Origin of the sequence: Anaerovibrio sp. JC8 (genome assembly GCF_002100115.1) — a bacterium.
In the GTDB taxonomy this organism is placed as follows: domain Bacteria; phylum Bacillota; class Negativicutes; order Selenomonadales; family Selenomonadaceae; genus Anaerovibrio.
The window spans coordinates 244,797-268,370 of the sequence record NZ_ANBM01000004.1; the positions used below are offsets into that span (position 1 = coordinate 244,797).

Consider the following 23,574-nt stretch of genomic DNA (forward strand, 5'->3'; position numbering starts at 1 on the left):
CTCAATCACGCGCAGGCATGCGATAAACATGCTCAGCATCACCAAAGTATAAAAGGCCTTCATCACTCAACGAAGCACGCAAGGTCTGAATGAGTTTTTCTCCATCTGGCATAATGCGAGCATTGCCCAACAAGGCAATCCTATCGAATTTCTGCCCCGCAAAATGTGCTGCCAGCCCCTGACGGAAATCCTTGCATGCATACACCTGAAAAGTCCTGCCCGCCATCTGCATGCCAATTTCACTATCAGTCAATCCATACAGCCTAAGACTGGCATTTCGTCGGTGCAGCCAAAACAAGTTATAGGCCAAGTCACAATTAACGATTAGAATGTCCTTGCCCTGTTCTATCTCATCTGCCATAGAAGTTATCATTTCATCAGACATGTGATAGTTTTCTGTGACCTCCCACTTCTGCAAAAAATAAGCCCGATTTCTCTCAATAAGCTGCTGATATTTCCGTTCCTTTTCCAACTGCTGCTCAGGATTATTTTTCCCGGAAAATGCCACACTGCCAAAATGATGGATATATGTATCCCCGCATAGCAGCAATTCATACCCAGCCTGACGCATGCGCAGACAATAATCATCATCCTCGAAATTACCTGGACTGAAAGCTTCATCCAGGCCACCAATTCTTTCGTAAACATCCCGCTTGAACATCAGGCAAAACCCCACTAACAGCAGCCATGGATACCATTTATGTGAATCCTGCTGATTAAATTTCTCCGCAGCTTCCTCCAGGCCTTCCAATGATTCATATTCAACATTACTGATACTCTGTTCATTGGAGCAGTGATTTGTTAAGCAACTAACTGCACCGATATCAGCCCCACTATACAAAGCTGCCAGCATATTGTCCAGCCACCGTGGTGTTACTATGGTATCATTATTAAGCAATAACATCTCGGTTCCCTGGGCTATTTTCATGCCCTGATTACAGCCCTTTGGGAAGCCCACATTTTCCTGATTCAATATCAGGCGGATATCATTCTGCTGTTTGAGCCACTCAGCCGAACCATCCTTGGAGGCATTGTCAACCACGATTATTTCATAGGTTCCTGGACGCGTATGTTTACGGATACTATCAATACAAAGCTGTGTGTATTCCAAAGCGTTATAGCTCAATATGATAATACTAGTAAGTTTTTTACCTTCTACTTTGTCATTATCTTTCATAACCATAAGCCTCCACTAATTTACTTGCCATAAACTGCATTGCTTTGTCATTAGGATGCTTTGCTACACCATTATGTTCAACGATATGCTTGTTTCCAGCTTCATCAAGCACGGTGCTATGCAAGCCACACAAATAATTATCATTCTGAATAGACTTCAAGGAAATATACTCAGCAGATACTAACTTACAGACTTGCTCCTTGATTTCATCCAGTAAATCATTTTCCCAAAAATTACCATAAACGAATATCCTTTTATCATTGCCAGCCCGTTCCCTGATATAAGATAACATGTCATAAAAATCATCTACTATAGTGGACATATCCTGAACATTTTCGCCCAGCTGCAAAACGATAAACTTATAACTGCAAAAATCAAATTTTTCCAATAGCTGAAGTGTCTCATGCCGATCATAACTTTGCATTTCCCACGTTGCAAAATTAAAAACCTCTGGTGTTATTAAAATCTCGCCACTAAGGCTTTTAGATATAAGATGCACATAATCGGTATCCTTTGCGGAAGCAGCCATTCCCCATTCCCCCCACCAATAACCGCATTTACCATGCAAAGAAATCGAATTACCGATAACCAGATATTTCTCTTCATTTGTTAAACAATTGTTAAAAATATCATCTTCATATCCATAAACTAGTTTTGCACCGTAATCACATGCTATATCACTTAATTTTAATGAATTAAAACCTTTTGTCGTGATAAGGTAATCTATATCCGGCAAAATATCCAGCGGAAGTTTCCCATTATTGTTGTACAGTATAACCCGAGAATAAACATCTCCCTTATATTTATAATCGTTCAATATTTTCTCAATTAATTCCCCATATTTATATGAATCTATAATCAGCAATTGCTTAGAATTTATCGCCAACAAAAACTGTTTAGATATATGTTGCATCAATATTTTGATTTCATCCGTACTCTCTTCGCCTTGCAAAGATATCAAGTAAATTTCAAAGCCATTATCTTTCAAACGTCTTAAATCTTTGACAAAATCGGAATTTGTGACCTCATAATCCTTTTTATAATGCTCTTCAATAAAACGACCAACTTCTTCCAAATTGCGTGGGATAGTCATCGCTTTAATTTTGTCGGTAGGCCAGTACCACCATTTTATTTTCTGCAATTTATCAATTACTGGTTTAGGGAACCTGTATTTTATTATCTTTGCCGGCGTCCCTGCGACAACCGCGTAAGGCGGAACATCCTTTGTAACCACAGAACGTGCCCCTATACATGCGCCATTACCGATGTGTACGCCCCCCATGATCGTACAACCAAATCCAATCCATACATCATTACCTATGACAACCTGTTGTTTTTTTCCACCAACTTTGTGATCCAAATAATCCCTTAAGGGAGCATGATTACTTTCTTTATCAAGTTGTTCCATAGGATATGTAGTTAGTCCTTGAATAGCATGATCCATCCCCAACAAAAACACACTGTCATACGATATAGAACAATAATTTCCTACCATAAGATGCGCAGCACTAATCCCCGAATCAAAAAATGATCCACCAATATAACTACCTTTCCCGATTGTTACTATATGATTATCATGGAAATAATATTTCCTAATTTTGGATGGAAAGGGTTCTCCTATCAACAATTGGGTTCGCACATAATCACCTCAATTTGATTTCACAAATCTACTCCAGTCAATTCACTAATTTCATCTAATATCTTACGGAATGAAAAATGTGTCTGTACATATTCATTACAACGCAATACCATATGTTTGCGCCACGACTCGTCCGCAAGCACCTTTTTGCATAATTCCCTTGCCTCATACTTATTATTAAAGACTGGAAATAAGTCTTTTGGAAAGCACTTGTCATAATCTTTGTGGTAATCAGAAACCAAGCATGCACTACTGTTTAATATATCTAAAACTCGCCAAGGAAATCCATTGACCGCCTGAATGTGGCCAATACATATTCCAATCTTGGAAGAGTTGTATGCATCCATATTTTCTTTAAAACTTTTCACAATTTGATTGGAATAACAAAGCATTAACTCCGTCTGATAGTAATAATCCGTAGCCCAGTTTCCTGACCCGTATAAATCAAGTCCCAAATCAGCAACCTCAGCTAAAATGCCAATTCTATTTTCATCACTTAACTCCATCCGAAGTGCAGCAGGAAAAAAATGATTAATTACTTTTTCTGACCTAATTATATTTTGCCTAATAAGATCATGCACTTCAGAATATGGGTGCTTTTTAAAATATCGTATAGCCAAACGAAATTCATTACGCTCTTCGTCAGTAGGATTAGTTGACAAAAATGAGTTTACCTCTGTATGCGTCAAGCGGTTGCTATAGTTCATAAACTTGCTGGCAATATAAACTATATTGGATTTTTTCTCTTTTTCTTCAGGGGTAATCATTGAAAATGGATGACATTCACCAATTTGATAATCTTTTACACCTATTTTCCTCAAATATTCTACACTGTCTTCTGAAACGCAGAAAAAATATCTGTCTGGATGAGCCTTTATTTTTGATAAATTAGGCCAATATAGGTATGAATCGGATGCATAAATCAAAATTGGGCAGTCCACGATCTCACTTAAATCCCAAAAGGCAAAATTAAAAATAATGCAGATATCTGGGTTAAATTCCTTCAGCCCAACCACCACATCTTCTTGAATTACGTCCGGCCAATCAACAAAATTACATTGCCTATGAGCTGTATACGCTACTTGATGCCCTGCAGCTTCAAACGCACGAATAAACGATTCATACCAAGGACCAATTTTAGTATTAGTCACTCCATAATCCGGCCCTGCAAACATCGCCATAAAAACTTTCATTCTGCCATCCCATCCATTCTCTTTTTGACTGCAAATTCTTTATACGAAACTGTTAATCATCTTAATAACATAGCCTATTTCTTCATCCGTCATACCATAATACATTGGCAGGCTAAGCTGTGTAGCTGATATTTCCTCAGCAACAGGATAATCACCTTTTGTGAAGCCTAAATCCTTATAGCATTCCTGCATATGCATTGGAATAGGATAATGCTTATTAGTGCAGATACCAGCTTCATTCAGCCATTTTTCCAATTCATCCCTACGCTTGCACCTTATTCCAAAAATATGCCACACTGGAACAGTATACTCTGGAACATATGGCAAAATTATCTCTGGATTATCAATACCATCCATATACAATTTAGCAATACGTCTACGTTCCTTATTCATCTTATTCAAATAGGGAAGTTTAGCCGTCAGGAAAGCTGCCTGTAATTCATCGAGTCGGGAGTTATTGCCTTTATAAATGTGATGATATTTGTAATCTGAACCATAGTTCCCAAGGGCCCTTACCTTATCAGCTATGTCCTTGTTATTTGTAATTACTGCACCGGCATCGCCTAATGCTCCTAGATTTTTACCAGGATAAAAACTAAAGCCAGCTCCATCGCCAAATGTGCCAATTGAATGTCCTTTATAGGTTGCACCATGTGCTTGTGCACAGTCTTCTACCACAAATAAATTATATGTTTTAGCCAAGTCCATTATCGGATCCATATCACACGCCTGGCCATACAAATGTACTGGCATAATAGCTTTGGTTTTATCTGTTATAGCAGGCTCAATGCGAGTTACATCAATATTAAAAGTTCTGATATCAGGCTCAACAAATACAGGGTTAGCTCCAACATAAGTCACTGCCAAAGCAGTTGCAATGTAGGTATTTGACGGCACAATTACTTCGTCACCTTCACCAATGCCTAAAGCCTTTAAAGACAACATCAAGGCATCAAGGCCATTACCTACGCCTACGCAATATTTAGAATTACAAAACTCCGCAAAAGACGTTTCAAAGGCCTCATCTTCTATGCCCTCTATATACCAAGAACGGCTAAAAACACGATCAAACGCTTTCCTTAATTCTCCGTCTAATTCGCATTCCATAGGTTTAAAACTAACAAATGGCACTTTCATGCTCTAAGTGTCCTCCATTGATTACGCCATTGGGCCGCCCAGTGTATTCCACTTAACAAGCCTATCTATAATAAACATACCATCCCAAGGAGACTCAAAATTTAACATTTTACCTGGTAGCGGAAACCTTATTGCTCCACGCTGAACCGCCTTATTAGCAAACTCCAACGCCTTATCCCCATTTGCCGCCAGGCCAATTGTTTGTGTATCTTCGCTGACATATTCCAATACATCACTTATTTTGTCCACTGCATGTACAAATACCACCCTGGAATAAACTGGCTTGTTCAGGGCAGGTTCATCATCATAAAGTACTGTCCATACAGACTCATTATCTCCAAAAACTTTGCCCTTAAAGTCGTAAATTCCTCTAGCCGAATGAACCGCAACAAACTCCTCCGCCGTCATTTGGCCTTTCTTAATCTGTTTGGATACTTTGTCCATGCCAACAGCCAAATATGATGCAAACTCCTCAGGTGATACATTGTCTCCTTTTTCCACAAATACATTATGAGCTGAAGCACAGCCTGTCTGATCAAATACGCTGGCATCAACAGCAATTTTTCTGGCCAATTTTCTAGCCTTGCGCTCATCTAATATAGCCTCTTTAGCCACTACTGAAAAGGAGATTTTGGGTCCCATAATAATATCTTCACAATCATACTTGGAAGGTAATGCTGCTACCGTACCCACAGCCTCGGCACCGCCCCAAGCTATGCGTGCATCTGCCATCACAGACATTTGCTTATTGGCTTTTGGGTCACTATGGTCAAAGAACACCACGGCAATTGTCTTCAATATGTCGTCACCACATACTTCGTAGCCACCACGAGTTACGAACTTTGTTCCTTTGAACGCCGAAACCAAAGACTCAAATGACCCTTTATCACGGCTTGATACCCGCAAAAGATTTACATTCTTTGCCAAAATACTCTGTATTAGCACAAACATCCCCAAGACCTGAACATTGCCGGCCAACCAATGGCAAACCAAACCGCGGGATGTGGCTCTCAACAGCCTGATACCATTATCATCCAAAGAAACAAAGCCATCACTGTATAAACGATTTCCACGCAAGCCATCGTTGGCAATGCGCATTAAATTATCTGGTGAACACCATGATACAAGAAATTGCATACCCTGTTGTTGATTTTGTTCCAACGAATGCATCTGCTCCAACCATTTATCAGCTACGACAGCTATCAACCCAATAAGAGCATCAACAGGCTGCTCCCGCAGCCATGCCAACTGATTCCGTAAGCGTGTTTCCACATTTTTTATAGCCTCAGTGGCTGTCTTTTCTGCAAATTGTCTTTGTCCATCGTAGAACATATGAAATTTAGGCTGATCACTATCATTATTGGTATTAGCATTATTTTGACCAGTAAACTTCAGCTTGCTGGATAAAATATCACCGCATCCCCGTATTTCCGCTTTTTTTAATCTGCCTATCACCTTAAATCTGGTGCCATCACGACCATACTTGCAAGAGCCATCTACCAGTACACCAATATCATCGGTGAGAACCACATTTCCCGGATAAGAATGAGGTATAGGAGTAACAAACTCCAAAAGTCCCTCGTCACCTTGAGACAACACCTCTTTTGTAATCACATCTCGTACAATAACTTCTGAATACAACGGGGCATGCTTACATCCACATGGGCAATCAGGATAGTTAAGGCCCATCTGTTCTGTAAAGCCGTAAATATCAATAATATCCTTTTCATCTACTCCAAATAACTTGGCTGCCAAGCTATTAAACTCTGACTTTGATATCTTTTCACTTTCCAGCTTTTTCCAGCCACCAATATGAATAACTTTAGAGCCAGGTGGAAGCTGAAAAGATATTCCCTGTTCCGTCAACGGCCTAATAACCTCTGAATATAAAATATAGGTAAATCCAAATACAACTGCACTTTGTCCTTGCAGCGTATTAATAAATTCCTTAATTCCTTTAATATCAAAGTAATACTGGCGATTATCATTTACTTTAAGAAAATAACCTACTTCAGAAGCGAAATTCAGATATCCGCTTACAGCAGCATATCTTGCTCCCAAAATCTCCCTAAAGCCCGCCATAGGATCAACATCCATAACCAAGAATGGTTTGCGTTCGTTGCCAATATAATCGCCTACAACTTTTATCATGGACCTGGCCTGTCGCTTTGCGGTTATGGCATCCACTGGTATGCTGCTGGGAATTCCGGATGTGGCTGATGATTGCAATGTCAGCTTGATGTTTCCTCTTGGCACACTGTTAAGGCTTGCACCAAGTTCTTTGAACACACTCACCTGAACTGGGGGGATATCAGCTAATTCCCCCTTAAACCCATGTGGTGCAAATCTTTTGTTATCACAAAACTTACGATAAAGTTCATTATTATCGTAATGAAAACATAGTTCTTCCAAAAGAGCATTATAAAAGCTTCCTTCCGATTGTTTTTCAGCTTCTTCAAAGGCAAAAGGAGCTTTTTTTGCTAATTCATCAGTTAAAAAACCCATACTATATTATCTCCACCAATTTTTTAAGATATTCTTCGGACATAGGTACAGGGTTTCCCTTGCCGCCTTGGTCATTCCTAATACGCTCGCATAAATCCTTTTGTTTAACCAAATCAGCCAATAGTCGTTTAAGGTTCATTCTATCATCAGCTATACCGGATATTGTTAGCAGTTTCTCAATAAACGACTGCAACTGGGAATAGTCAGAGAACCCTGCTCTGCGGGAAATCTTTTCATATTTTGCAGCAATAGTATCAATCTCTGCATTCAGGACCATAACCCCTGATAAAAGCAACCCTATTGCTTCACCATGACTAAATCCGTGGTCAGTTAATTGATGAGCAACACCATGGGCTGCACCTACAATACAATGATTTTGAACCAAACCGCCCAAATAACCGGCATACATAAGTCTCTCAAAATCAATATTTTTCCCGTCTGCCAGTAACTTCTCCAATTCCGAATGTAATATTGAAAGTCCTGTTTCAGCCATTACATCTATAAAGGAATTATTAATTACAGAAACATATCCTTCCACTATGTGGGCCATAGCATCCAAAGCAGAGGCAACCAAAAGCCGTTTTGGTGTTTGTTCTACATAACGCTTATCATAAGCAAGGATCTCTGGCTGCATATCATGCATAACCACCATGTCCTTTGAGTGAGTATTGTGGTCTACAAAAACCGCTGCCGATGACACTTCTGCCCCACTGCCTATAGTGGTTGGTGCAACGATGAATTTAGTCTTAAATACATTCCCTGTTAGTCTGGTTTCACCCGAAACATAATATGGGCACTCCAAAAATAAGCGACATATTTTGGCACCGTCAATTACTGAGCCACCACCAACAGCTATTATAGTATCAGGTCTAAATTCTTCCAACTGTCCTATGGTACCTGCAAGTCCGGCTATATCAGGCTCACCATTCCAACTGCGATCAAAGAATTGTATTGATTTTTTTCTAAAAGTCTCTTTGAATAAATCCTGATCTTTAAATGATTTACCGTGAATAACGGCAATTTTAACAGCAGGATAATTATAAAGACCCTGTACCGACTTTTCCCCAGTGAGTATTACTGGCGTACGCAAAACATATTGATTATAAAATCCCTGTGGTTGCCACATAATAATCCTTTCCTATTTCCCTGTCAAAGCAAGCCGCTGAATTTTTCCAGAGGAGGTTTTTGGAATAACATCTATCTGCTCATAAATTGCTGGGTGCTTGTAGCCTTCCAAGCGGTTCCCTATAAGAACATCCATGTGCTCACCAGTAAGTTTTTCCGGTGATTCTGTCACGACAAAGGCTTTGACCACTTCTCCCAATATTCCTGCAGGATCAGTAACACCAATACAGGCACAATCCTCCACAAAATCCATACTATTTAAAACTTCCTCGATTTCTATAGGGCTAACTTTTTTTCCACCAACATTAATAAGCTCCTTTTTGCGGCTTTTTAAACAAAGGTAGCCATCCTCACGCAAACTTCCCCAATCGCCAGTACGGAAAGCATCTCCCCAAAAAGACTCCGTTGGAGGCAAGTCAAGATACCCTATCGTCACGGCATCGCCACTGACACAAATTTCCCCCTCCTGTTCCGGAGGAAGCTGACGCCCTAACTCATCCCTAACTGTGATAATCATATTAGGGCTTTCTTTACCTACAGTATCCAAATACTCTGCATCATCATGAAATTCCATAAATGCACTACGAGAAGCTTCAGTTAAGCCATAATGCATACAAAGCCTGGTATTGGGCAATAGGTCCATCAATAGGTGCTTATCCTCCAATGACATAGGAGCTGAACCAATCTCAATGTAATGTATATTATCCTTATATTTTTCAAGTTCATCACCGCTTAACTTCTTGAGCAAGGCCCAACTGGCAGGCACCATACCAAAGCCATTGACCCTATATTCCCCCATAAAACGATAAAATCTTTTTATGTTGGCAAAACTCCCCAGCAAAACCAAGGTTTGTCCATTAGAAAGAGCACATTTCATCCGATTCAAACCAAAAGAATGCGCAATTGGCAACGCCAACATCTCCACATCATCGGTAGTATTTTTAATAAACGCATTAATATTTCTGGCAGCAGCCGCTATATTTCGATGAGAAAGTTGTACCCCCTTTGGTTCACCTGTAGTACCCGTAGTAAAGATTATATCAGCCACTGAATCAAGACTCGGAAATTCAATTTGTTCCTCGTTTGTAATCTTTTCCTCACCAATAAAATCGGTGAAAAACGCCGTTGGCAACTCTTCCTCATTTGAGAAACCAACTACCAAGGCAGGGCAAATTTTCTCCTTAATCAGAGCATAACGCTTTGCATTTGTATCTGGAGCAATTGGTACAGCCACTGCTTCAAGAAGATGGCAAGCAAAATACACCGCCACAAATTCAATTTGCTTATCAGCCGCCAAAATAACCTTACTGCTTCTTTCAATGTGGTAACGCTCAACCAACACTTTCCTAGCATATATAATCTCACCCAACAGTCCTCCATATGTCAAACTGCTTTTACCATTTTGTAAGGCTACCTTGTCCCTTTTTTTCAGGCCAAAAATAAAGACCTGCTCTACAATAGAGTTCACTTTCCTGCCCTCTCCTCAGTGGCACTAACAATATCACTGACATCCTCCAAATCCATCATTACATCTGGTGTAAAACGGAAACCAAACTCCTTCTCTATAGCAGCAATAATATGAATGTGATGCAAAGAATCCCATTCCACCAAATCACCAATTGCTGTGTCATCATTAATATTCTCTACTGATACCCCAAGAATACCCGCAATAATGTTCTTTACTTTAGTATCTAAACTATCCATAAAATATTCCTCCTAATCTCTATATATAAGTGCTTCTACTTCCCCTTTATATTTGGGGAATTCACTCTTATAAGCAATACCATATTTTACCCAACGATCCAATTCCCCATCATATTCAGGTTCTTTGAAGTGCATACCAACTGCCTCACTGATATTCAGCGATGGAGTATTGTCCACATGGACATCACCATATAACTCCTCCAAACCTAGTATATTATAGGCAAATTCCATAGACAGCAACACTGCCTCAAAGGTTTGAAAAGGATTGCCTATCATCAATAAACGCCCTAAATGTCCTGTCTTCTCTTTAATATCATAAATGCCAACTGTACCTATCTTTTTTCCATCTAACGCTTCAGCAATGAAGAAATAATCTCCTTCAGAATTTTGCTGTTTTTTAATCCAGGCAATCTGCTTATCTATATTGGCTTCAACCGTATGAAGAAATTTATTTTTTTCCTTATCTTGGCGAATCTCCACCGAAAACTGAGCATCATTCTCTGTTATGGAGCGAATTTGCACATATCGTCCCTTAAGGATTTTCTCACACATCATAATTTTCACCTTTATTATCCGCTACCAATCGTAAAAACTCATCATAATCTCTAATATAATCAGCCTCATCATAAACTTCTGATGCCAGCACCATCAGCACTGCATCAGGCGAAAATTCGAACATCTCCCGCCACATATTATTGGCAACATACAGGCCTTCGTAAGGTTTCTCCAGAGGGACAACCTTTTTCTCCTTGCCATTGTCCAGGCGAATCTTGCAGCTTCCATGAATACATACCAATATCTGCTCCAATGTTTTATGGGCGTGCTTACCACGAACAACGCCTTCGCTCGTATCGTACATATAATATACTCTCTTTATTCTAAAAGGAATATCTACAAATTCCTCCAGCGCCACCAACTGTCCCCTATGATCACCATGGGGCTGAAACATATATTTTACAACCTGCATACTCTACCTCTTTCATATTTAAACTATTTTTTAGCAGTAGAAACCTTGTCCAAAAACCTTTTCATATACCCAGCCCTAAATGCTTCAGTATCAACTGGAGTAAGATCAAACACAGACGGCTGTGGAGAATCTAATACAATCCTCATTCTTTCTATAAAATCCTCACGAGTACAAACAGCTTCTTTTATGTCTTTTTCCAATTCGCGACGATAGGCAACATCTGTTATAAAAAGGTCTATACTCTTTAAATGATCTTCAATATTATAGGTAAATGCTTTCATCTCTGTATCCCCAAGCAAAATACCCAAACTTTCATTTCCCTTCACCAATGTCAATGGTGCGCGTCCAGCCATAGCACTGTATTGATACATAAGGCCTCCGACTATTGGAAAAGTACTAAGGTACATATCAATATTTTTCATGACAGCAAAAAGATCACTACGCTCAGCGGTATAAAAGACACGCCCCGGATATTTTTTTATAAGATCCTGAAGTTCTGTACTATCTCCATAGCCTGCATACCAAAATTTTACATTTTTATGTTGTAAGCAATGCTCCACTATTTTATAGTATGTCCTATGCTCATCTATTGTCTTGTATAAAAACCCACCCGAAAATATTACAAAATCGCCATCTTCCCTATTGAAAGGAAATCCTTCAAATGGCCTTTTAGGGTCAAAGGCAGGATAATAATTCATCCGAATGAGCTTGTTCGCCGGAATCTTACGGTAATTTGCCGAAATCGAGGCACCATAATCCCGAAACTCCAGACAATAGTCAAAAGCATTTCTTCCCAACCAAAAGGCATGATCCGTAAGATTCACCTGATAACGGGTAATCCTACCCGACTGGTGCATAAACGCCAATATACCAGGCACATCATAAGGTGTAGTATACAAAAATGCTTTAGCGGGACAATATTGGGCGAACACCTCGCATATTTTTTTATACGCCTCAACCGTATTGTCTGACAACAGGTAAAATTCTTCAGCACCGTTCCGATCCAAAACAGCTTTAAGTCGAGAAATATTTTCTGCAGCCCGAATCGCGGTAACATAAACTATGTGATAACCAGCCACATCAATTGCATCCAAATAAATCTCCGCCAAACCACGACTGTTCAAACCAAAGCCATCATAAAAAAGAACAATATCTTTTTTCACTTTTCCTTTAACCAACTTAGCAGTTATGTTTTTTTCTAGCTGAACCAAATATTCTTCCAACTCATCATCTGTATATACTTGGTTATACTCATGGAACAATTCGGCCACCTCTAGAATCCTGCCAAACGCTTCATCAAATGAGTTTTGCGTAATAAGTGTACTAATTGATTCCTTTTTTGCATGAAGTATCTTGTCAACAATATCAGCTTTTTCAGCCAAACGGCTATCTGATTTTAAAAGGACTTTAGATTTTTCTTTTTTTTTGAAAAAATACCAAAATCCATTCCATAAACGATTTTGGCATCCATTCCTGACATAAAATCCACCACTACCGAAGTGAACTCATTCTTTGTGGCAATATAGGTATCCACCAGCCGATATAAGGCTGGGCAAATCCCATTAGTGGTTTCATGAGTTACCACGATTGGGGCATTCTCACCGGCCTTGGCGATTATCTTAGTCATCTCCGCTACATAGCGTTCACTGTTCTCTGGTATTTCCACAACCAGCAGCACTTTATTGTCTTCAGAAAAAGTATTGAGATATTCCTCAAGTACATGACGCCACACTGAATCTGTCATTGAAAAATCAGCCACCATGTAATAGATATAATAACTATCAGACTTTAAAAGTTTCAATGACCTCACCGTGTCATCCTCATTGTCACCAAAATGAATATCCTGACAAGCCGCAAGGAATCTATCCATGTCCTTCATCAACGGATATTTTGCCTTTATTTCTTCTTCAGGCCAATACCACCATTTGATCTCCTGCAACCTCTGAATAACTTCTGGTTCAAAGCGGTATTTTATCACTCTGGCCGGATTTCCCACGACGATGGAATATGGTGGGACATCTTTGGCCACTACAGCGCCAGCACCAATCACCGCACCATTGCCGATTTTGACGCCGCCCATTATGATTACATCACAGCCAATCCATACATCATTTCCGATAATTATTTGATTTTTGTTTGCCCTATGTGCATGATTGGCATTCAGTGGATCCATTATCTCGAAATCATCAAATGGATATGTTGTTACGCAGTGATAATCGTGGTTCAATCCCACCTCAAAGACTACACGATGAGCTATGGAACAGTATCTCCCCACCAGCACATGGCATTTTGTATTGCCAAATTCAATACTGGCATCAGTTATATAGGATCCCTCTCCCACCGTTACTGCCAAATACTCCGAATCATCACCATAAGTGATTTTTCTTGTTCCCGACCCATGCCTCACAGAAAAATCATATATCATAATTATTTACCTCTCACCTAAACATAATAATCCCCTATCTTCCATAAGCCGCTCTATTGCTTCCACTACCTGTAGCGGAGTAATCGCCTTGCTGCACTCAAACTCCCGCTCTGTCCCCCTATGGTATGGACAAGTAGTTTTCCAGTCAACCTTAACATCGTTAAAACAGCCATGGCATACCAGCTGGTTATATATCCGATATGGCGTATCGAATTCCCCTATTGGCAGGCTAAAACCACTAATAATCACCACCGGAATATTACAAGCATCTGCCAGCCAAGACAGTCCACTGCTTAGCCCTACAAAAAAATCCGCATATGCCAAAAGATTCACTCTTTCCATCAGCGGTAACATGCCAGTAAAGTCCTCTGCTCCTGCCGGCATGGTGATTTCATAATCATATTCTATAACTTTATTAGCACCATCGATACATAATACCCGGTACCCAATACTCTTTAGATACTCCACCACAATATCCCAGCCATCAGGATAGAGCCACCTTTTCATAATTCCCGAAGCCTGCACTGCAATACACACATATTTTTCCTTTATCTGCCGTGGAGCCGTTGGATAATAATGAATAGGGGAAGCTTTATGATGTACCCCCAATATAGCCTTAGCTGACATATATGGTGGCCAACGCCGTGAATCATCTGGAATAAGATAGGGCGGTAAATCAAATACCGCCAGGCAAAATCCGGCATAACAATCAGACGGTGTCTCTTCCGTCAAAAAAATATTTGGCATATATTCCTGACATAATGGCACAAAGCTCTTTGGTGGATATAAATAAATGTCCGCATTATACATACGCTTTAACTCGTTTATGTAGGGTAATACTGAAATGGTATCTCCCAATACGCCATCAACCATAAAGATATAAATATCTTTATTATTCAAATCCATCAAATGCTCAAAAACTTTTTCTCCATCCAGCCAAGCCTCGATATACCAATGGATATAATATTTTTCCAGAGAAATCAACACCTGCTTTGATATATCCCCATCAAAACCGACCATTCCAGTGTCAAAATCAGAAATCTTAATATGCCAGTTACCAGCTGGAACTTCGATTCTCGCCCCAGCATTAAAATCAAATTTCAGCCCTTCTATACCTGTTTCCAGCTTTACATTCCCCACTGTCTTTTCAAAATTAAGGAGCCTGTTTATCTGTCCTGGGTCTACTTCATCTTTGCGAATGGAATAATAAAAGATAGGATATTTATGCATTATGAAAAACCTCTTCCTTCTTGAGTTTTCTTTCGTGCTTTAGTAAGATTTAGTCAAATAGATGCAACAAAGGAGCATTGCTATGAGCAGAAAAATCGCCCTCTTCGGCTTAGGGAACGAATTATATATTGATGACTGGTCACAAGAAACCATTGTAGCCGTTGGTACACTACCAATTAATGTTTCCATACCAACATCTATTGAACTGAATAGTGGGCAAACCGTGCCAATAGTCGACATTGAAAAGCTAAAAGGAATGGCCTTTGATTTCATCATCATAACTGATACCAGCCAGTTCAACAAGATTTATATTACCTGTGCCCAGGCCCAGATTCCCCAATTTAAAATTATATCCTATGATACTTATATTCACCATGTTCGGAACAAAGTGGAATACAATGTGGACGACGAACAAGCTCTGTTGAAATTAATTCGTGACAAAAATATAGCACGAGTTCTAGATATGGATTTATATTTTGCTGACGGACTCAGCACAACCCGAAACCGGGCAAACTATGCCGAGCTTAATACCTTCCAACTCTCTATCCCTCCTGAGTTGAATCTCATCGGTATATCGGACAATGAATACTGGCCTATATGGGACAATATTTACAGTAGGGTTTATCACAAGCTGGCCAGTCTGCTGCTCCAGCATTTTGACTTGCTCCTTATAATGAAAATCCGCCCTATGGAGGAATATATCCATCTCATAAACTCCACTTATGGTTCATGGAAATATGCCCTTATCCAAGTAGAAAGGGAATCACTGGCACATAATGAGTTAAAACGCCTGGACTATGCCGGATTCAATCTAAAAGCCACATGGCTATCAGCGCAAAATACATCCTGGCTTCTTTTGGAATATGATAAACAGGATGTTGAAATCTATGTTATCTGCCATAAGCCTTATGAATTGCCAAACCTTCCACCAATTTATCATCCTATCCACGCTGGTAAAAATGGTGCAGAAGGCTTTGGGCTGCCTGGAGATGATACCGGAGAAAACATATCCTTCCTCAATCCCTATATCAATGAACTCACTGCCATCTACTGGATGTGGAAGAATACCTCCTCTGACATTATAGGTACCGCCCACTATCACCGCTTCTTCGTCAATGAACCAGCGGACAGTTACATCTCAGAAAGCCATAATTATTTGGATGAACCAACTATTCATGAATTGTTAAAAGAGCATGACATAATTCTCCGCCGCAGTGTCCCTTATGGAAACACCGAGGACTGCTTTAGAAAATTTATGGGCTACGACTTTTATGAAACTGCCAAAAAGATTTTCCTTGGCGTTATAACGGATGTGGCACCAGAATATGAGGATGCGTTTCTCTTTGCACTTTCTAGACACAACTGTGGTCATGCCTTTAATATGTTCGTAACCCGCCGTCATGTATTTGATGCATATTGCAGCTGGCTATTTCCAATAATATTGGAAGCAGCCAACCGCATTGATTTTACACAGCTGCCAAATCCACCTCATAGCCGGATTATAGGCTTCATGGGAGAAGCACTGCTTATGCCGTGGCTAGTGAAGCAACGACTTCGCATCAAAGAACTGCCAGTGGCAGAATTAGGTTATACCTCTTCCCTTTAAGCTGACAACTAACCCAGCTGACGTGTTGGCATGCTCAACGTAATACTGCTCATCCTCAGGTAAATTATTATAGTCATAATACCACGGCAAATGACGTGCCATAAATATTCCTGTGGTACGGGCTGACACGTAGATATTATAGTGCCGATAATTTCGATAAAGGGCAAAAGTGGTATCTACTGATCCAAAATATAAATCATTTTCCATTTTGTGCAAATAAAAGCTCTTTTCCTGAATCCGTATTTTTTCTGAATCAAAAAAGGTTATATCATCCGTTATCAGACCAAGGCCAACCTTTTTCAAAAATGGATATTTCCTTAAAATGTTCAATAAGTGCTGCAATACATTGTTGGGGCATTGCTCTCCAGGGACCACATCGGAATCAGTATAGACGTAAGGACCATCAATATTTAGCTTTTCTAATATACCACTGTCCCACAAAGCCTCATGCCCCATATTCTGTCCAAGCCTTAACACTTGAACATATTTTTCCTGTTGTTCCAGCTGGTCATAGTACTCTAGTAATGGCCCATAGCCGGAGTCATTATCGAGAATATATATACGCCTATAACCTGCATTCAGCAACCAATTCACTAGTTTTTGCAAACATCCCAGCCGATTAAAACTATTAATAAAAATAGGAATATCCCAAATATCCAAGGAGTCAACAATCTTTAGAGTTTCTGTCAAAGGACTCTCCATAATCGGCCAAGACTCACAGCCCAAGCTATCCCCTTGGGCTGTTATTTTTTCGTCAATAATATTGGCATTAAATAGTATCTCATCGAAATTACTACGATTCTTTAAAGCCTCTGTGTAGGCATCCAACGCAGCCTCGATATTTTTTTGCCGTATATATGCATTGCCAAGATGAAAATATCCTACCTCGTCATTGGGATTAGTCTTCAAATAAACTGCTAAATCTGCTTGGGCCTTATCAAACTCGTGCAAACCATAATATGCCAAACCGCGATAATAGTACAGATGGGGGTAATATTGAAAAATATTATCCCCATAGCTGGCATATATTTGCAAACGACGTAATGCTTCTCGATAATCACTTTTTTGCAGACACTGTAATGCTGATAAAAAATACCTGTTCAAATCTGAAACGCTGGTACTTAATGAGTCTATTCTTATTCCCTTTGAAACTGCAATCTCAACACATATATCCGCCGCTTTAGCTGCTGCTTCCTGCACCAGTTCATCGCTGTAACGGCTGGATGCACTTTGATAAAAAGGAACTTCCTTCAGCTCTGCCAATGTTTGAACTATGGAATCAATATTTGCATCTGCATCATAAAGGCAGGGAAAAGAAAACTTTTTCTCAGAATATTTATTTAATAATTCACCTAAAGCAGGTAGTTGCTCACTATTTGGTCTAATATTAACACCTCATTACAGCGACAGCATCTCCATAATACTTTGTGCCCTGTTTACCCAACGATGATTAGAATTGGCCTTACCATAAGCACTTATGGCGGCTGACAATCTCATTGGTTCATTATTTATCAATTCTTTTACTATCTGTAATTGACCAGATGTATTCTTCCAATCAAACAGAAAAATATCTTTATTTACGTCAAATTTCTTCTCAAGATATGTGCTATATTCACTAACGACTACAGCACCGTGCAACATAGCGGAAAACACACGGTCATGACCACCATTATTGAATTCCGCTTGGTCCTGAAATACCACCTTAGCCTTTGAAAAAGCATCCAGTACTTCTTCGTAGCTGACCTCACCATGGATACGCAGCTTACCTGCAAAAGGCACCTGGTCCCAACCACCACCATAAATTTCCACTGGTACCTCTTCTTTGGCTAAAAGTTCCATGATGTTATAGCGGCGACGGTGCTTGACATAATGAAACAGACTAAATAAATGTGGCGTAAATATCTTTATATATTCTTCACCATAAAATCCCCGATCTTCCAACACAATTTTTAGTGCCGTTAAAACACTTACCGGGTTTGCCAACATATAATCCGCTACATCATTCAGTATATTTATGACAAATGGATTTTCTTCATACTCCAGCCAAGCTGGTTGAAAATTTCCTCCATTGTAAAGACCGGCACTATATACCACATCCAGAGGTCTATTATTGCCAAATAGTTCATCCTCATTATCATTAGAGCTCCCCCCCAAGGGCAGCATCATATTCCCAGCAAACTTAACATTTGGATAGCAATATTTCAGAGCCTCTATATGGGTTTTATCCAATACGCACACATAGTGATTTCTACAAGGAAAAGCAATATTATCAGTAGCTACGTTGTAGGGTGCATCCAGCATTATGGACACAAATGGAGAATCAACGTATTCATATACACACCTATCAGTACCATCAACCATATATGAGCCAGCATTATTAGCTCCTACACTAAATGAGATTTTCCCCTCCAGAAGCAGCTGCCTAGCACCAAGCATGGACGACGCGTTATTAATGTCAGCTAATATTACTTCACATCCCAATTTGTAAAATCCTAGGGCAACATCATTTGTAATATGGGCCATAGATGGATGCCCCGAACTGGTTACATAAACTAAAACGTTCATACCATTAACCATGACAATGTCCTTTCATGGCACGCAACAGGCCAAATTCCATCATTGGCATAGCAGATGCAAATTTCATTGCCTTGTCTTTGTCACCCATAGCTAGACAGGTAAATGCTATATTTTTCAACACGAACGGATCATGAGCATCAATTTCCAATGCCTTTTTCAACAAGGCAAAGGCCCCTTCATAGTCCCCATTCATGTATAGTCCACCGGCAAAATTATTTAGGCTTCGGATTTTCTCTCTAAGAGAAATATCACTCCCCATAACCTTGGCAATAATGTCCGCAGAAGATTCTAAAGCGTTTATTTCACTATTTCCATTAGCAGGCTGTACCACCTGTTTAGCTGTAGAAATTTGTTCCGCCTGATTACTTTCAGTCTTGTTCCCTTTGCTCTTATTCAGCAAAGATTTCAACCTATCGACAGCCGCCTTGGCCTTGGATTGACTTTCATCAGATGACGCCTCAGTTTTAGAATTTACTTTCCTTTTTAAGGATGGTGCCGGCAATGAAGCCACATAATTAGCATTGTAATACTCTAGAAGTGAAGCATGTTGCTCCATCATATCCAACATATTATCATGACAGTATTTCAGCATTTCCAACAGTGTCTTCTTATCCTGTTCCTTCATTGAATTTTGCTGATTATCAACCACAAAGCTTAATACTGCAAAACCTTCTTGTGGCTTATCCCCAACAAAACATAATCTGGCCAATAAAATTCGTGCCCCCACATTCTGTGGGTCGTAGGCCAACGTATTATTAACCCAATTTGCCGCCCTTTCATGGTCACCAGTCATAAAATAACAGGTTGCTCCCATAAACATTACTTCTGGGTCCATTTTTTTATGCTCAGCAATCCGGGCCATGGTATCCATAGCCTCCACATATTTCCCTGCTTCGAACTGACCCTTCATTGTCTTTTTTAAATCAATTAATTCATTCAATGCGTCATTTTCCAGTTTCTTCTTTTTCCTATTGTTAATTTTATTTTTAAAACTGCCCATAAAAACATCCTCCCTTTACAAATATCTTTAAATATAATAAATTCAACTATTTTTTATTTTTTCCTGCAAAATAGCAATATACGCTTTTTCTAATTCCTCCATGTATTTGTTTCCGTTCATTATCGGCGAAGTTGACATCATTTTCCGCAAATTTTTGTGGAGCATATCCAAAAGCTCGGAATCATGAGCCAGGCTAACAGCCCGGTCAATATAATCATTGATATCAGATACAGCCAGCTCCCCCAAACCTGTGTTGCTTAAAATACTAAGGCCGAATCTTGAACCACGGCGTTTTCCATATAAACTCACCACCGGCACCCCCATGTATAGAGCATCACAGGTTGTACCACCACCTGGATACGGATAAGTATCTAATGCAATATCCACATCAAGATAACGGTTCATATATGTATTGGTGGCCCCCTCCAATTCTATCCTAGCAACATCAAGCCCCAATGCTTTCAGGCGATCTATCGCCATTGCCTGAGCCGACCCGCTGACCATCACCTGTGATTTGAGCAACAGCTTTGAATTTGGCACCTTAAACATAATATCCTTCCATGCCAGCAGCATTTTGTCTGTAATCTTATGATAGTGATTAAACACTCCAAAGGTCACATAGCCTTTTTCCCGGCATGGTGCCCCTTTTGCTACTGGCACATCATTGCGGCCTGTATAGCAAAACTGGCTGGTAAGATATAGTGGCTGTTCTGTTATATTATTTACGTCCGGGTCGATATATCTATCTGAAATCAGATAATCTGTGCATCTCAGCCCCGTACTTTCCATCCAGCCCAGCCCAGAAATCTGCACCCTGGCAACCCTATCATAGAATATCGGCAAGCCACTATTAGCACTATGTCCAGCCAAATCCACCAAGATATCTATCTTCTCCTTTTTGAGCCGCGAGGATAATTCCTTGATTGACTGGTCTGAAGCATCTATCCAATTATCCACTAACCCCTTTAAATGATCTGTAAACCCGTCAGGCTTTTCCGTAAGGCTTATACAGGTAACCTTAAACTTTTCCCGATCGTATCCATGAAGCATGGTGTAGTAAAAAGAGAACATCACATGCTGCCGAAAGTCAGGAGAAATATAGGCAAGATGTATCTTCGCTGTTTTCGATGCATCATATAGACTCTTCATTACTACCTTTTTCTCAAGAGGATGGCTTTTTCCCATCACCCCATCAATGTCTTTTAACCTTCGCCGTACTTCCTCACAATTCTCCGTATGACATAACAAAGTCAGCAATGCCGAACCCATTTCTCTAATTTTCTCATAATTATCTGTCGATAGCTCTGCTGCCCTATAGTAAGCTGCCACCGCCTCATCTATAAAACCGAGTTTATAGCCACGGGAAGCACAATTAATCCAAAGCCTTCTTTGAAACTCCTTGGTCCCCTTGTCCTTTTCAGCCGCCAATATATCCAGTGCATCCTTGCTGGCCTGCCATGAAGCTTTATAATCCAATTTCTCCTGCAAAATATCACTAAGCAGGCTTGTTTCCTCCAATAAGTATTTCCCATTTCTATTGTTAGCAAGAGCCAGCCGGCACCACCCCTCCGCTCGCTCATAATCCCCTGCCGTATAAAAATCAAAGCAGTAATTAAATGCTTCTTGTTCAGGTGGGCAATCCATTTTGGGCAAAGCATTGACATATTTCAGCCAAACAGCTTTGTAGGCCGCCTCCAGTTCCTGCATATATAGTTTTCTGTCCATTAATGGAGATTTTTCCATCATGTTACGTAAGCCAATATGAAGATTATTGATTATTTCCTGATCATTGGCCAAGCCCACAGCTAAATCATAATACGCCTGTTTACTATCCACAATAAATTCCGGCAAACCAATATTATTAAGCAGACTATAGCCAAAGCGTTCCCCGTGATTTTCCCCCTTTAGGGTAATAACTGGTATGCCCATGTACAAAGCATCACAGGTAGTACCACCCCCAGGATACGGGAAGGTATCCAGGGCAATATCCATATCCAGGTAGTCTTTTAAATAATCTTGTGAGAACCCCCGTAACTCAATGCGTTTTTTCCACTCACCTGAATTAATATCTATTCCGAAATTATTCAAGCGTTCACAAAACAGCTTATGTCCATATTCATCATCGAACACTTCACTTTTTAGGAGAATATGTGAATCTGGTACAGCCTTTATGATATCTGTCCAAAGCTTAAGCACCTCGTCATTCACCTTGCGTAAATGGTTAAAGCTACCAAATGTAATATAATTATTTTTTTTGCAAGGAGCATCTCCCACATCAACTATCTCACCAATAGCCGAGTAACAAAAATGTGAATGATCCAGTTCAATAATATCCTCAGAAAAATATTCCCGTTCCGAAGCCAAATATTTATCTGATAGAAAATAGTCCACTGTATCAAGCCCAGTAGTTGCAAAATACCCAATACCGCTTATCTGCACCGGAGCTGGTTTATACGCCAATATTGGTAAAGGATTTCCTTTGGTATGTCCCGCCAAATCCACCAAAATGTCCACCTTGTCCTGATAAATCAGTTCTGCGGCCGCCTGAGGAGCCATTCCACCGATGTTCCGCCAATTATCAGTCATAGTCTTTATTTCTTCACTATATTGGTCCTCATTAAGGTTATTGTAATAGCAATATACTTCAAAATGTTCCTTATCGTAGTTAGAAAACATCGCCCAACAAAATCTCAGTACCACATGATACCTTAAATCAGGCGAAATATATCCCACACGTATTTTGCCAACAGGTTTATTGCATATTGACTCCAATCTATACTTGTCTTTATGTTCATACCGCGGAACATCTTTAAATAACTCACTATATCCTAAATGTGCCTGAAAAACTTCGTTTGGGGAGGTATGCAAAAAATGATAGGTAAATACATAATTACTGTACTCCAAAGCCTTCAGTTCCCGACTATCCGCCGCATGCACAGCTTCTCGATAATACTTTAAGGAATCATTATGTTCACCATAATTGCTAAGTAATTTCGCCAAAAGATTATAGATTTTTTCCATAATAACAATTGGCGTAGTATCTTTATGACTAATGGCAAAAGCTAAAGCCTCCCGCCCCATTTTCAAAGCCCCAGCATTATCTTTCTGGAGAAGCAACACCCTTGCCCTGAGAAAAGTACTATACGCCGTAGGAGGGTATTTTTCCAGTTCTTTTACTTGTTTTTTTACTGCTGTAACATCGTTGGTCTCTATAGCTATTGCCAAAAGAATTTCCAAGGAATTGGTCAAAGGCTGCTGCCACTTATTCTTTTTTGCTTCCTTAGCAAGT

Annotated in this window: 18 protein-coding genes; 1 reads left to right on the forward strand and 17 read right to left on the reverse strand. The window is 39.8% G+C overall.

Annotated elements, in window-relative coordinates:
• Nucleotide 1 precedes the first annotated feature (1 nt).
• Genes D081_RS05510 through D081_RS05570 form a run of 13 tightly spaced genes read right to left on the reverse strand, consistent with a single transcriptional unit; the run spans nucleotide 2 to nucleotide 15,102 of the window.
• Complete coding sequence (locus D081_RS05510; protein WP_143272136.1) at nucleotides 2–1,177, reverse strand: glycosyltransferase family 2 protein; 1,176 nt, start codon at nucleotides 1,175–1,177, stop codon at nucleotides 2–4.
• Complete coding sequence (locus tag D081_RS05515; RefSeq protein WP_143272137.1) at nucleotides 1,167–2,816, reverse strand: hypothetical protein; 1,650 nt, start codon at nucleotides 2,814–2,816, stop codon at nucleotides 1,167–1,169. The genes D081_RS05510 and D081_RS05515 overlap by 11 nt, the downstream gene beginning before the upstream one ends.
• A gap of 20 nt (nucleotides 2,817–2,836) precedes the next feature.
• Complete coding sequence (locus D081_RS05520; RefSeq protein WP_085023110.1) at nucleotides 2,837–4,009, reverse strand: glycosyltransferase; 1,173 nt, start codon at nucleotides 4,007–4,009, stop codon at nucleotides 2,837–2,839.
• Between the two features lie 39 nt (nucleotides 4,010–4,048).
• On the reverse strand, nucleotides 4,049–5,146 hold the full coding sequence (locus D081_RS05525; protein WP_085023111.1) for a DegT/DnrJ/EryC1/StrS aminotransferase family protein: 1,098 nt from the start codon (nucleotides 5,144–5,146) through the stop codon (nucleotides 4,049–4,051).
• A 21-nt stretch (nucleotides 5,147–5,167) separates the two neighbouring features.
• Nucleotides 5,168–7,651: an acyl-CoA reductase gene (locus D081_RS05530; protein ID WP_085023112.1), complete on the reverse strand. Its 2,484-nt coding sequence runs from the start codon at nucleotides 7,649–7,651 to the stop codon at nucleotides 5,168–5,170.
• Between the two features lies 1 nt (nucleotide 7,652).
• A complete protein-coding gene (locus tag D081_RS05535; RefSeq protein WP_085023113.1) occupies nucleotides 7,653–8,777 on the reverse strand; it encodes an iron-containing alcohol dehydrogenase in 1,125 nt (374 codons plus the stop codon).
• 12 nt (nucleotides 8,778–8,789) lie between these two features.
• Nucleotides 8,790–10,244, reverse strand: a complete 1,455-nt coding sequence (locus D081_RS05540) for a class I adenylate-forming enzyme family protein (RefSeq protein ID WP_085023114.1) — start codon at nucleotides 10,242–10,244, stop codon at nucleotides 8,790–8,792.
• The gene (locus D081_RS05545) at nucleotides 10,241–10,480 is read right to left on the reverse strand and encodes an acyl carrier protein (protein ID WP_085023115.1); all 240 of its coding nucleotides are present in this window, start codon (nucleotides 10,478–10,480) and stop codon (nucleotides 10,241–10,243) included. The genes D081_RS05540 and D081_RS05545 overlap by 4 nt, the downstream gene beginning before the upstream one ends.
• Nucleotides 10,481–10,492: 12 nt before the next feature.
• Complete coding sequence (locus tag D081_RS05550; protein WP_085023116.1) at nucleotides 10,493–11,035, reverse strand: GNAT family N-acetyltransferase; 543 nt, start codon at nucleotides 11,033–11,035, stop codon at nucleotides 10,493–10,495.
• Nucleotides 11,025–11,447 carry an FdtA/QdtA family cupin domain-containing protein gene (locus D081_RS05555; protein ID WP_085023117.1) on the reverse strand — a complete coding sequence of 141 codons (423 nt, stop codon included), beginning with the start codon at nucleotides 11,445–11,447 and terminating at the stop codon, nucleotides 11,025–11,027. The genes D081_RS05550 and D081_RS05555 overlap by 11 nt, the downstream gene beginning before the upstream one ends.
• Nucleotides 11,448–11,470: 23 nt before the next feature.
• Entirely contained in the window at nucleotides 11,471–12,829 is a 1,359-nt protein-coding gene (locus tag D081_RS05560) for a hypothetical protein (protein WP_085023118.1), read from the reverse strand.
• A gap of 14 nt (nucleotides 12,830–12,843) precedes the next feature.
• The gene (locus D081_RS05565) at nucleotides 12,844–13,872 is read right to left on the reverse strand and encodes a CatB-related O-acetyltransferase (protein ID WP_085023119.1); all 1,029 of its coding nucleotides are present in this window, start codon (nucleotides 13,870–13,872) and stop codon (nucleotides 12,844–12,846) included.
• Nucleotides 13,873–13,878: 6 nt separating this feature from the next.
• On the reverse strand, nucleotides 13,879–15,102 hold the full coding sequence (locus D081_RS05570; RefSeq protein WP_085023120.1) for an autotransporter strand-loop-strand O-heptosyltransferase: 1,224 nt from the start codon (nucleotides 15,100–15,102) through the stop codon (nucleotides 13,879–13,881).
• Nucleotides 15,103–15,184: 82 nt separating this feature from the next.
• Here D081_RS05570 and D081_RS05575 point away from each other — a divergent pair, with 82 nt between their 5' ends.
• Nucleotides 15,185–16,708 carry a DUF4422 domain-containing protein gene (locus tag D081_RS05575; protein ID WP_158087565.1) on the forward strand — a complete coding sequence of 508 codons (1,524 nt, stop codon included), beginning with the start codon at nucleotides 15,185–15,187 and terminating at the stop codon, nucleotides 16,706–16,708.
• Here the strand turns inward: D081_RS05575 and D081_RS05580 are convergent.
• The 4 genes from D081_RS05580 to D081_RS05595 form a co-directional block, all read right to left on the reverse strand.
• Entirely contained in the window at nucleotides 16,685–17,971 is a 1,287-nt protein-coding gene (locus D081_RS05580; protein ID WP_085023122.1) for a tetratricopeptide repeat protein, read from the reverse strand. The genes D081_RS05575 and D081_RS05580 overlap by 24 nt on opposite strands.
• A gap of 135 nt (nucleotides 17,972–18,106) precedes the next feature.
• Entirely contained in the window at nucleotides 18,107–19,285 is a 1,179-nt protein-coding gene (locus D081_RS05585) for a glycosyltransferase (RefSeq protein ID WP_085023123.1), read from the reverse strand.
• Nucleotides 19,278–20,285: a tetratricopeptide repeat protein gene (locus D081_RS05590; RefSeq protein WP_085023124.1), complete on the reverse strand. Its 1,008-nt coding sequence runs from the start codon at nucleotides 20,283–20,285 to the stop codon at nucleotides 19,278–19,280. The genes D081_RS05585 and D081_RS05590 overlap by 8 nt, the downstream gene beginning before the upstream one ends.
• Before the next feature lie 42 nt (nucleotides 20,286–20,327).
• Entirely contained in the window at nucleotides 20,328–23,366 is a 3,039-nt protein-coding gene (locus D081_RS05595) for a hypothetical protein (RefSeq protein WP_369823996.1), read from the reverse strand.
• Between the last annotated feature and the right edge of the window lie 208 nt (nucleotides 23,367–23,574).

Coding starts and splice junctions, on each gene's coding strand:
- D081_RS05510 (WP_143272136.1), bottom strand. CDS start 1,177: ATGAAAGATAATGACAAAGTAGAAGGTAAAAAACTTACTAGTATTATC.
- D081_RS05520 (WP_085023110.1), bottom strand. CDS start 4,009: ATGAAAGTTTTTATGGCGATGTTTGCAGGGCCGGATTATGGAGTGACT.
- D081_RS05525 (WP_085023111.1), bottom strand. CDS start 5,146: ATGAAAGTGCCATTTGTTAGTTTTAAACCTATGGAATGCGAATTAGAC.
- D081_RS05530 (WP_085023112.1), bottom strand. CDS start 7,651: ATGGGTTTTTTAACTGATGAATTAGCAAAAAAAGCTCCTTTTGCCTTT.
- D081_RS05535 (WP_085023113.1), bottom strand. CDS start 8,777: ATGTGGCAACCACAGGGATTTTATAATCAATATGTTTTGCGTACGCCA.
- D081_RS05545 (WP_085023115.1), bottom strand. CDS start 10,480: ATGGATAGTTTAGATACTAAAGTAAAGAACATTATTGCGGGTATTCTT.
- D081_RS05550 (WP_085023116.1), bottom strand. CDS start 11,035: ATGATGTGTGAGAAAATCCTTAAGGGACGATATGTGCAAATTCGCTCC.
- D081_RS05555 (WP_085023117.1), bottom strand. CDS start 11,447: ATGCAGGTTGTAAAATATATGTTTCAGCCCCATGGTGATCATAGGGGA.
- D081_RS05565 (WP_085023119.1), bottom strand. CDS start 13,872: ATGATATATGATTTTTCTGTGAGGCATGGGTCGGGAACAAGAAAAATC.
- D081_RS05570 (WP_085023120.1), bottom strand. CDS start 15,102: ATGCATAAATATCCTATCTTTTATTATTCCATTCGCAAAGATGAAGTA.
- D081_RS05575 (WP_158087565.1), top strand. CDS start 15,185: ATGAGCAGAAAAATCGCCCTCTTCGGCTTAGGGAACGAATTATATATT.
- D081_RS05585 (WP_085023123.1), bottom strand. CDS start 19,285: ATGGTTAATGGTATGAACGTTTTAGTTTATGTAACCAGTTCGGGGCAT.
- D081_RS05590 (WP_085023124.1), bottom strand. CDS start 20,285: ATGGGCAGTTTTAAAAATAAAATTAACAATAGGAAAAAGAAGAAACTG.
- D081_RS05595 (WP_369823996.1), bottom strand. CDS start 23,366: ATGGGGCGGGAGGCTTTAGCTTTTGCCATTAGTCATAAAGATACTACG.